Origin of the sequence: Vreelandella neptunia, assembly GCF_022489065.1 — a bacterium.
In the GTDB taxonomy this organism is placed as follows: domain Bacteria; phylum Pseudomonadota; class Gammaproteobacteria; order Pseudomonadales; family Halomonadaceae; genus Vreelandella; species Vreelandella neptunia_A.
The window spans coordinates 1-11,955 of the sequence record NZ_JAKVTW010000033.1 but is presented as its reverse complement, the minus strand read 5'-3'; the positions used below and the strand labels follow the sequence as shown (position 1 = coordinate 11,955).

The 11,955-nt window shown below is 48.3% G+C and carries 6 protein-coding genes; 3 read left to right on the top strand and 3 right to left on the bottom strand.

Annotated elements, in window-relative coordinates:
• The 3 genes from MLE19_RS22310 to MLE19_RS22300 all read right to left on the bottom strand — a co-directional run.
• On the bottom strand, positions 1-419 hold a 419-nt coding region (locus MLE19_RS22310; protein WP_240720542.1), incomplete at its 3' end, for a hypothetical protein.
• A 529-nt stretch (positions 420-948) separates the two neighbouring features.
• Positions 949-4,560 carry an ATP-binding protein gene (locus tag MLE19_RS22305; RefSeq protein WP_240720541.1) on the bottom strand — a complete coding sequence of 1,204 codons (3,612 nt, stop codon included), beginning with the start codon at positions 4,558-4,560 and terminating at the stop codon, positions 949-951.
• A 1,049-nt stretch (positions 4,561-5,609) separates the two neighbouring features.
• On the bottom strand, positions 5,610-6,344 hold the full coding sequence (locus tag MLE19_RS22300) for a hypothetical protein (RefSeq protein WP_240720540.1): 735 nt from the start codon (positions 6,342-6,344) through the stop codon (positions 5,610-5,612).
• Positions 6,345-6,868: 524 nt separating this feature from the next.
• Between MLE19_RS22300 and MLE19_RS22295 the strand changes: the two genes are divergently transcribed.
• From MLE19_RS22295 to MLE19_RS22285, 3 genes are all read left to right on the top strand, one after another.
• Positions 6,869-8,614 carry an ATP-dependent nuclease gene (locus MLE19_RS22295; RefSeq protein ID WP_240720539.1) on the top strand — a complete coding sequence of 582 codons (1,746 nt, stop codon included), beginning with the start codon at positions 6,869-6,871 and terminating at the stop codon, positions 8,612-8,614.
• Positions 8,614-10,323, top strand: a complete 1,710-nt coding sequence (locus MLE19_RS22290) for a UvrD-helicase domain-containing protein (protein WP_240720538.1) — start codon at positions 8,614-8,616, stop codon at positions 10,321-10,323. Before MLE19_RS22295 ends, MLE19_RS22290 begins: the two co-directional genes overlap by 1 nt.
• Before the next feature lie 1,148 nt (positions 10,324-11,471).
• On the top strand, positions 11,472-11,955 hold a 484-nt coding region (locus tag MLE19_RS22285), incomplete at its 3' end, for a transporter (RefSeq protein ID WP_240720537.1).

Genomic DNA, 11,955 nt, shown 5'->3' with positions numbered 1-11,955 from the left:
GGCAACGGGTGGGTGATTAAGGTTATGAGGAATGTCTGTTCTTTGAGGCTCCCCCCCGTTTTATATTTGTATTTTGTTTTTTCAGCGCTACCCAAGTGGGGCATTGCAGGGTATTGACGATTTATTCGAGGGTCTAGCCGAATGGCTTTCGCGAGATCATCTAAAAGGGTAATGATTGGGTCTTGACGCCACGATGCGAGGATTGCTTTTGCTTCAGGATGGTGAAACTCGTCGACCATATTGCCAATGGCAACAATGCGATGACTCAGTCCCAGCGACCAATAAGCCAATTCCAGTGCGTTGCTAAGATCATGATGCGCGGCCCAGCGACATAAATCGGTGTAGGGACTGCCAAGGCGCGCTATTTGCTCACTTGTGCTTGCATCATCTTTTTGCACCATCAACGTTTGCTCTACCATCGCTGCTTATTCTTGCCTGTATAGATGTTCACTATATAAGAAGACATCATACAAATCATAGCGATAGCCACCAAGAACTGTTGGCACTCAACATGCTTAGCCGGTAGTAGCCACAAACCAACGCCACTATGCTTTCATATTTTGGTTATTTTTATTGGCGTGAGGCGATGGCGCGCCCCTCGACCAAACTCATTAGAGTCTTTTCGGGCTTTGTGAACAGATGTTCAAGCCAAAGCAACATTCACCGATATATGCACACTAGACCAAGATCTGCCTGGGGATTCAGTTCACAAGTAATGGCAACATATATTTTTAAATATCCGACAGCGGTGATCCCCCTAATAACCTCGGCCACTTCGTCAGTGAAAGTGCCCTGCTCCAAGAAGGCATCGGGGTAACAGGCCACTGTCACTACTCGCTGGCAATTGATGAACTTGATGTAAAAACCGGCCAAGAGCGGACGTTCGGTGTGTGGCGCTCTTGGCAGGGTCGCTGACGCCGAGACGGTGCATAATTTGGAAACCGCTTATCAGCTCCTGTAGAGATTTACTCTTATATCATTACTGAATAAGCTACTCTCGCTCCATGATGAAATAATGTTTTTTGAGTCAAGCCACCCAACCAATTCTATATTATCGGAATTGTTCTCCAGTCTCGGTCTGTTATACCCAGTTTTTATTTCTGAAAATGGTTTCGGTAGATTAGCCAAGACTTGACGCACTTCGTCAGCCGTCATAAGAAAATGGTATTTGTTAAAGAGCGAAATTTGCGTCGCTATGGGCTTAGAGTGAGTTATCAGAGATTGCGCACTAATTGCATCAAGATTGTTTATGTCTACGTCGGCGTTGTTAATAATTGGGCCGATAAGTGCTGATCGTTCAGGAAGATCCACAAGAGCTCCTAGGTCCATCAATTCGACTATCCCGAGCTTGGCTACATTACTAATTTCAGATCGTAGAAGCTCCTCTCGGAAATCATCGTCGAATGCAAAGTTGTCTGGATCCGCCAGATATGTATCGATGTTGGCCGCGACGAATAGTACCTGCAATTCCCTGTTGTCAGCGAGTTCATCGAGGTTATTCTTAGTGAAATCGATTTTTCCTTCATCTATCAGGATTCGAAGCTTTGTTGGTTCGAGTCCTTTTGGTAGGTTATTGAACGAATTCGGCAGGGCGTGAGCATATTCTCTATAGGCGGCATCGGACAGCGAGCCCGCATTGGCGAGGAACTGACGCAGCTTCAGTGAATCCGAGTCGCTTGGTATGGGATGTTGCAGGATAGACGCGCGGACAACATCTCGGTCAAGATAGCCAACCAGACTATTTTCCTCGAATCCGTCACCTCTCATAAAAGCAAGACAGTTCACCCAAGTCGGTTCAATCGCATTTAGCTTGAACAGCATTGCGTGCAATCTTTCGGGCACATCCTCTAGTGTTGGCAGCAGGGTCGTCTGCCGTTCAAGAAAATTCCGAAGATCATCTTGATCAAGCGTATCGTGGCAAACCACGGCGAGAATAGCAGACGCATCCTCCTTTGAATTGCCTTGAAGCGCCAAAAGAATATGACGCAGGTAGCGGGTGAAATCGCGTTCGACTCGCTCCATTAAGGTTGCGTTATTGATTGAACGTATGGCAGTGAAATTTCTCTCACGTAGTGGCTCAAGATCGTTCTCTCCCAAAATAGCTTGGTAGACATATTCCAGGTTCGGGATCGTGAGTTCGAAAAGCCCCTCCTCGAACATGAGGCGTACAATTTCAGAGTGTTCTTTGATTGCAGCCAGATCTTTGACCTCAAAGTCGAGGCATGCAAGGCGTTCCGGTGCTAGCTCAGGTGCATTCACCAGAATCTCTGGAAGGTTCGCCGCAACAAATTCTGATAACTCGTCAAAATCCTTTGCGAGCGTTTTGAGTGAGGTTTCTGGTAGGTTCGTGACCAGTTGAGTGACGTGGGAGATATTATTAGGGCTTTCAATGGCAGTTGGGACTAGACTTTTCCAAGCTTTGACTATTCCCGAAAGAAGTCCTTCAACATCACGGCCGCTGGTGTAATAGGCATCGAAAAAAACCTCGCAGCTCTCGAATTCGGACGAGAGAAACTCGAAAAGCTTCTGCGTTTGGTTGAGATAACGACTCCGATCACTCAGGAGGCTATCGACGAGCTTGACGTTTAAGACATAGCTTTGCCGGAAGTCCTCATCTCGCATTGCTGCGATGACCTCTTTTGGATTGTCGATCTGAAAACCCGGCTCAGGCGTAACAAATGCCCGTATTTGGATCAGAAACTTGTTGTCGTTGGGAGACAAACGGCCTGAGTGGAAGAGTGAAGTGTATTGGTAATAGGTATCGTCGAGATGACCTTCCAGGATCAAAAAACGGGCAAGCTCTCCGTTTTCCTCGAAATTCTCGAAAAGATCCTGCACGCGGTCCGTGTTCAAACGCAACAGCTCGTTGAGCTTAGTCGTGCGAAGTGCTGCGATCTTTGATCTTAGGTCGCGTATTTGGCGCAAGCTCTTGTTCTTATTATTATCCACCTTGCTTTCGACCTCCTCCTTACGTTGCTGGTAGGATTTATGGGAGTCCACCTCGCTTTGCAATTGGGAAACATCGACCGGCTGTTGTTGATTCTGGGCGTTGCGGTGGAATAGACGCGGAGCCTCGATCAGTTGCTCGAACGCATCGTGGGTAACCAGTTGAGGAAGCGTGATCCATGTTTGCCGATCAAGAGTGACTCTGACAGCATTCGCTGGGAGCTTCTCAATCAGAGCCATAGCGTAGATTTGCTGCAACTCTCTCAGGTCCGAAGGCGTTTGTTGCTCGCCGGCTTCAAGCCGCTTTTCGAGTTCTGCGATCTCGGTCCTATACGTGGCCTCACCATACCCAATGAGCTCGTCTTGGAGGTTCAATATTTCAGCGAGAGTCCCCGCGCCGCGGTGCAGTTGCTCAAAGTCCTTTGGATAGACGTTTTTATAGATCAGGACCGCAAGGAGCTTGTTGGCGTCGAGCAGATTCTCTCCATCAGTTTCCAGATTAGCCATATAAATGGCGTATTCATTAAAGATGTTCTGAATCAACCTCAGGTCGTTCAGGTATCGTGAGACTTCTCTCAGAAACTGCCGATCAAGGCGCCCATCGAGCTCAAGCCTCCTCCCCTGCTCCAATACCATATCGATCGAATTAGATGCATTGATGATCGGTATGACGGGAATGATGAACTCGAAGAACTTGGTTCGATCGGTGTTGACAAACATGTCGTCGCGCAGGGCGTAGAGGAATCTTATGGTGCGTTTCACGCCTGCGTTCTCGTTCACGAGGCTATTAATTTCGCGCAGTGTGACGAAAATCTCGGCGTCGTTGAATCGATCTATATCCTCAATGATTACAAGATCGTATTTGGTTGATTGGAAGAAGTAGACTATTTCGTCTAGGTGACGGTTCAGTATGGACGCCTGATCATCATGCGCAGGCTTTATCTCAACATCCTTCAACGAGATGCTCTTGAGTGACAGACCGAAGCTCGCTACATAAAAATGATGCAGCGTCACCCAGAGGAATGTTGCTGCGAGGGCGAAGATCCCTAGATTGACTCCATTACTGAGCTCGAGCGGAATGAAAAAAGTGCCGCTGATGATATCTTCTCGGTAATGAAACACGTACCAAAGCGCGAGAATCCCAAGCATTATGTAAAGAGACTTAAAGATCGACCAAACACCGGGCGACCGAATTCTTTTGAACCGCGATAGCGGAAGCTTGTTTGCGTCAGCACCATACAGCATCTGTTGCAAGATGCTTCTCTCAATCTCTTGACGGCTCACCTTCTCGCCCCCCGAATCGATCTCGGGAACGAACGCTGCGAGAGAGATATGAAGCGCAGGCCGCCGATACGTCTTCAAGAAGGATTGGATGATGCTGCTCTTTCCTGACCCATAGGGCCCAGTTAGGGCAATGTTAGAGACCTTCACATTGTTCGTCGCGAATCGAATCGCTTCGGAATATACGCCAGCCTTGTCTGCCTCATCAGTTGGCGCGAGATCCACGAACGTCGATTGCATGTCGGCAGAGCGGTCTTTGCTTTCCAGCCAAGACACAATGCTATTGAGGTTGTTGGCAAGCCAGCGTGTTAGGGAGGTGGTGGTCTTTATCATAAGATGCTGGACAAATGTAACCTTCAAGAAACGAAAACGCACGAAAGGCTGACTTAATTCAGCCCACTTTTGCCTGGGCAGTCTTGCTTATTTAAATTCTATGTTCGGATTCAGACGTCCGATTGAACCTGAGCTTTTATATTAATCCATTTAGATCGCTGATACCTGTGACAGTCAAATCACCGTTTCGGATCGATAGCGAGCCCGTCCCGATCCCCTTTAACGTCCGCTCTGTGCTCGAAGCTGCTCCCATTACCAGCTTTGCAGGAAGTGGCCGAGGCTGTGTGAAAACGTTCGAAGAGCCACGCGCCGACCGAAAAGCGAACAAAAATGGCGCTATCTCGCTCATTCTGAGGCTACTCTGTTATAAAGCTTCTCTAGATTTCGCGTACGGGCGCCATTTTCTGGGCAGATCGAGAGTTTTCACACAGCCTCGGCCCATACCGGTCGCTAACCGGTATTAGACTGCTCAACCTATGATTGGATGAACGTACCTGCACTTTTATCCGGCAAATGCAGCCTACCCCCCCTCTAAGTCGTTGATGTGCATGGTTGCTAGTTTCCATTAGGCTGCATGTCCAAGTTTCGCGCGCCCGTTCCATTTTCCGGCAATTCCGCTAAGGGTCGAAGATTGACTGTTAACTAACCTTAGCACATGCCGAGCATGAATTGAGCCATTCTTTGACCTCCATCCGATGGAAGGACCTGTGATGATCGCTTCTACTGAAATCTGCTTCACCCGATGGAATAAAGGCAAGCCGCGTGGTCAGCAGACCCCGCTAGGACTTAAAGAACCTGAGCTATACTTGTTCGACTTGAGCTTGCCCAAAAGACGAGAGATCTCGCTCTTTACAATCTTGCCAGTGATAATAAATAAAGGGGCTACGACCTATTTGCGCTGCTAGTCCCGGATAGCCTTCATTATGAAGGCATTTCCGTTGATCCATCACGTGACTCATAGCACATCCAGTATGGTTATACCGCTCTACTTTTAAGTTGAAATTTTGTTCAAATCAGGCATGTCCGAGCAGAGTGTTTATTTCATCTTTTCAATTGCTGGTCGATGTCCAATAAGATGTCCTTATACTGCGCTCGCGTACCTTCTGCCGGAAGCGCTTCACATAGTCGGCGGATGCCATCTCGCCCACCCTTAGCTCCAGTGCGCAGTTAATCAAGGAGGCCATGGTATTGTCCGTGATCTTCAAGTCACTGGGCAGCCGCCCAAACACCTGAGCACTGCTTTCTTCGATGGCAGCGAGGAAGGCCCTGAGAAAATCACCTTTTGACGATCTAGAGCTCTCCGTGGCCGCCTTAGTTAGCGGATCAGTAGCTTCAATATCTGCGTCGTTAGCATCCTGGGCTAGTTCGTCCATGAAGTCGCTTAGTGATGGCCAATATTTTAGGTCATATTGATAGTGTAAGCGGCTAAGCTTATCCCCAATCTCCATTCCAAACAAAGGGTTGTCTTCAGAGGCTTCTTGGATTACTTCGCAGACATGATAATGGGTATTGCTGGCGAAACCGGAATGATTATGGAGCACGCTGCGCTCATCCAATAACTTCGAAAGTTCAGAAGCCTTGTCCGCAATCTGCCGATTGACCTCAATGAGACGATATCGACTAGCACGGGCGGCTTTCATGTCTTCCGGTTTCCAAAATGCGGCTGTATTCAAAAGTTTGGCGAGAAATTCCTGCAGGGCATGAGGATGATGGCCGAGCTTGTGATGCAGTTCCTGATATGCGCTTTCCAGCTCGTGGCCTCTGCTCAACAGTCTATCAATCACTCTGTTCTCACTCGGCAAACACTGATGCACCAAATTGTATTGTTTACTCTTCCGCAGAATGTCTTCGCAAACGGCTAGGGGAGACGCTGGCGGCTTGAGGTGGGTCATATGCTTATCTCCGTGAAGTTTGAAAGATAGCTTACCGGCCTTCTCTCAGGCTGTCGGTACCCGAAACCGTTTATTTCTAGTGAGCTTTAGGTACCTGTTGCCACAACCATATCTAATTTTAGTAAGCACTCTCAAGGCGTACAAAATATGGCAGGCTTGAGGCCGCTGAGACTTCCCAGTAACCGCGAAGGTCTGAAACGATTTGAGAAAGGGCTACCGGGATAAAATTTATCTAGGTAGAGAAAATAGCCTTTTTCCTCCACAGGGCTTGGGGTATCACATTGGTATAGAAGCATGCTATTGCTGGGGTAACCGCTTATGACCTGTTCTGGGATGGGGCGCAGGTGATGTGTTGATTACACAGTCGTGATAACAATGGATGAATTAAAAACCGATCCACAGGGGGCGCTACATCAGTGTATTTAGCAAAACTGAAAATAACGAACTTCAGAAAATTGCAATCTGTTGACCTTGAGTTTCAGCCCGGGCTGAACGTCCTGGTCGGCTCTAATAACATTGGCAAGACCGCTATTGTTGATGCATTGCGCGCGCTACTTGCAGGATACGACGAGCCATACCCGCGCTTTGACAACAACGATATGCATCGACCAAAGGGGGGCGATGCGGCAGGTGACATCCAATTTAAGTACGTCTTTCAGGATTTGGACGTAGACGACGAAGCCGACTTTCTGGCAGCACTAAAGCCGGACGAAGATGGCAGGTTTGAAGCTCACATTAACATCCGTTATTCAGAAGCTGACAAGATTGGCAGGCTGCGAGTAAGGCGTTGGTGTGGAGACCATGAAGAGATAGGCCTGACCGCGGATATGATCGAGAACCTTCGCGGTGTCTACCTGCCACCTCTTAGAGATGCTTCACAGGGTCTCAAGCCCAATCGCAATAGCAAACTGGCTCGACTATTTCAGCTCCTTGCCGATGATGAAGGTCGTGATGGAATTAATGAAGCACTTAAACTGCTCGATGAAGAGCTAAGGGGCCACGATCCGATTATTACCGCTCACACGGCCATCACAAGTCGGCATGACTCGATGCTAGGGTCTCAGCTAGCCCAAGTGTTGGATTTGGGATTGAGCGGAAGCGATTTTCAGAAGCTGGCATCACGCCTGTCGTTAGTAGTGGACGACTTCGAAATTGAACAGAACGGCCTTGGATTTAACAATCTGATTTACATGGCGGTGGTTCTCTGTGAGCTGGCCAGGAACGCTGACGCGAGTTACCGAGGCCTGATCATTGAGGAGCCTGAAGCACACTTGCATCCGCAGTTGCAGGCGGTGTTGCTAGATTACCTGGAATCGATTCAAGATGGGGAGGGTGAGAAGCCCGTTCAGTTGTTTGTTTCTAGCCATTCCCCCAACTTCGCCAGCATTGCTAATCTCGACAGCCTCACCTGTCTGGTCGAAACAGCCACTGGCGTGGAGACTTTCTTCCCTCGCACCATCCAATTCGAAAGGGGAAAAAGAGAAAAGCTCGAACGCTACCTTGATGTGACCCGCGCTGAACTGTTTTTTGCCCGTCGTATCATCTTCGTTGAAGGCGCGGCCGAATTGATGCTGGTCAATGTGCTCGCGGAAATGTGTGGCTATAACCTGCGCAAGCACGGCGTCAGCCTGATCAGTGTCGAAGGACTCAATTTTGACTCTTTTTTGCCTCTGTTTGGCGAGGAGGCCCTGAAAATTCCAGTATCCGTGATCACCGACGCGGATCCAGTAAGTGAAGCGGATGAAACCGGAGAAACGGTGGCCGTTTATCCCACGTTCGACGAGGAAATTAGGGTTTCAGACAATACCGCCAGGATGAAGAAAAACGAGGATTCCCTCGTTAAGGTTTTCTGCGGTCTCAAAACTCTTGAATATGATCTGGCGTTGGTTGACGTTAATCGCACCGCAATGCTGGCTGCACTTAGAAATATGCACCCGAGAATCGCGCAAGACCTCCAGACTAAGGTCGAAGAGGAAGAAGGCGATGCAGCCAAAGCACGGACTCTATTCAGCGGAATGTTTGAGCGCAAACACAATAATGTGCAGAAGGGGCGCTTTGGCCAGTCACTTGCGCAAGTTATTGCCGAAGGCAACGCTTTTGTAGTGCCAGACTATATCCAGAATGCGATTTCTCATGCCTGTCAAACAGCGGAGGCCAAGTAGTGAACCACCCTTCCGAAGAGCAGACGCAGGTTATAGATGCTTCAGTAGAGCCCTTGTCAGTAATTGCCTGTGCTGGCAGCGGCAAGACATTCACTGCCGTGCGACGTCTGGCCAATATTCGTCAAAAACTTGGTAATCATCGTGGACGTGTGGCACTCCTTTCCTTCTCCAATGTCGCTGTAGATACTTTCCGAAAGGAATATCAAGATCTGGGGCTCAGCAGCAACGTCAACAACCGTGTGGACATAGACACGCTGGACACTTTCATCACCAGCAACGTGTTACGCCCTCATGCCTATCGGACGATGGGCGCGCAACAGACGGCTTTCCTTGTGACCGGTGGAGAAGCATTTCTGAAAGGATTCACTTTTCAAACGGATCCTTACCCGCGCGCTATCAATGAAATGCAGGTCGGTATTGACGCTGGAGGTGCCTACTTCTGCTACTCGGATATTAAAAGTGAAATTCACAGGCTCAATACTGCCCAAGCTGCAGACGTGGTGCATCGCCTTGGGCGGATCGGTGCCTACACACACAACCTCGGGCGTTACTGGTGCTATCGCACGTTAGCAGATCAACCTGGGATTCTGCGTGCTCTGGTTCGCCGTTATCCGCATATCCTGATTGACGAGGCTCAGGATATCGGAACGGTTCATCAGGTCATCATCGAGCAGCTAGTGAGTGCTGGTTGCCAGGTCTCGCTGATAGGAGATCCAAATCAGGGTATTTATGAATTTGCCAGTGCTGATGGGGCGTTCTTGTCAAAGTATGGGCAACGTGACGGCGTAAATAGCCTCGAATTGAAGAGAAACTTCCGGTCCGTGCCACCAATCCTTGATCTGGCCAACCATCTGGCCGGACGGACCGATGCCGCAGATAGGGAAGCGCCTGATACAGTCCATGGTACCTTCTTTGTAGCTTACGGTAAGAATGACAGTGAGCAACTCATTGTTTCGTTTCAGAGAGCAGTGGAGGCCGCTGGCCTTAGGCTGGAGCGTTCGGCGGTACTCTGCCGCGGACGCAAACAGGCAGATAAACTGGCTGGCAACAAAGGGGCCCCGGGCTGGGGCATCGTCAAACGGTTTACACAGGCTGCAATTCTGCGCGAGCGTTTTAAAGACTATCAAGGTGCATTCAGGCTGGTGGCTATCGGTATCGTCAACCTACTCGTTGATGCTCCAAATGGAATGTTGGCTAAGCTCACATCCCAACGTGAGGATCAGGCGTTACGTCGGCTCATCTGGGCTTTTACTCGCAATCCTGATATGGGACTGCCCGGTGTATCGCTCAATGGAAAAGCGCAGTGGCACCCCCTATTACTTAATAGAGTCAAAACTTTACTGGCTCAAATTAATAAAGATTGTGGTCTGACAAGCGTCGATAAGCTTGGTAGCAAGCTCACTTCAAGAGATTTGCCTGATGGACCATTACTATCTGCCGCTGACCTGAATGGGAATAATTACCGACCCCGCATTCGCGTTGACACAGTTCATCAGGCGAAGGGAGAAAGCCTGGATGCAGTGCTGTATTTGACAAACAAGGAACATGCCGAAAGCTTAATGAACGGCGTGGATACAGAGATCGGGCGTATTGGCTATGTTGCGGTTACCCGTGCCCGGAACTTGTTTTGGCTTGGTGTGCCAGCCAGTGCGTTAGTTGATTTACGGCCAGGATTACTCGATCTTGGCTTTCAGGAAACTGAGGCATAAGGTCATCTACGTTCGACCTATCTCAACAGCTTGACTATGCCCTGTGATTGGCCCGAAGGTCACTCCCTTTTAAGGAATTCCTCCTACTTCTGTGCCAAATATAAATTCCCTCATGTGTTCTTAAGTGACACTGCCTCCACGAATGCAACCTATAAAAAACCCTTTTTAATGATGATTTTAGAGCATTAGATGCAATTTTAGGACATATAATATGTCCCTATTTCATCAGTCTCATAACCTTCTTGACCACGAAACTATGGAAACCATTCGGCAGTACATCGTGAAGCGGACTCTCGAACTGAAGGAAGACTCAACCCGGCAGCCAGAATGAGGGCTGCAGCCGGTAGGAAGCACAACGTCAATGGCACAACAGGAACCCGTCGGAAATACCGATATCGAACAGCAGCCGAACAACACCGTCAGCGCACCGCGTCTGGACCGACTCCCGCTACAGTTTCGGCTCTGACAAGCGAGAAGATCCGACAGGGCCAACAGAGGGATGGGTGTCCAATGGGTCGTTAATCTGCGCGGTGGCGACGCCTAGCGACTGGTTGACAGCGGAACGCGTCTCACCCTCAACCTAGGGAACCGCAACCTCTTAACCGAAGAATACTTTAAAAATATGCGAATCAACGCCAGCGCTGGGCGCTACTATGAGCCTGCCGCTGGTCGCGCTTTCTATGCGGGCTGGAACTTTGCTTCTAAGATGCGGTTACGTTCAACTCTCAAAGCTCTTGCTAAAACTTATCCGTGAGATTTTTCTTAAAAATTATTTCAAATCAGAAACATAGATAATTTTATGCTTCAACTAAGATGCCACCTATTTCCCCAATACGTCATTGATAATAATCGCTTTCCTGCGATCAACTCAAGGGTTTAGGTAAAGGACATGGGCGATTGTTTTGGTTATTTAAAACAAACCTCCTTTAAACACTTATCGAAGAAATGACATGCATAGTCAACTTTTGGCAATAGAAGGCAAGAACATTACTGATGTATAGCTTATAAATATAGCGCTAACGTCTTTAGCAAAATAAAAGAGCTCTAGCAAGCATCACATAATCAACAAGATTTTTATAAATAATTAAACAAAATAGTGGAGTAATATGATGTCCCATTATAAGAAAAAACTGTTGTCAGGATCCATTATGGCAAGTTCAATTTTAGTTTCGCAGCAGGTTATGGCCATTGCCGAAACGGTTCACCCACGTGATTATATACCTGCTCCAAGTGGGGTTAATCTGGCTATAACCTATCTTGATCATCGCAGTGCTGACAAGGTAAAAGCTGATGGCAATACAGTGGGAAATAATGCCGACTTCGAAGCCAATGCATTAATCCAACGTTTTATCCATTATACCGAAATTTTTGGTATGTCAGCTGATCCACAGGTAATCCTACCAATTGTGGATATCGATGTTGCTGGGCAAGACAGTCAAGGCATGGGCGATATCTTCTTTGGATCAACCTTTTGGCCATTGGCAGATGACGAGAACAAGCAGTGGTTTGGTATAACTCCATTTATTTATATGCCTACCGGCGATTACGACTCTAACAAAGCTATTAATGTAGGAGCAAATCGCTGGAGCTATGTGCTGCAGGCGGGTTATACAAAAGGATTGACCGAGAAAC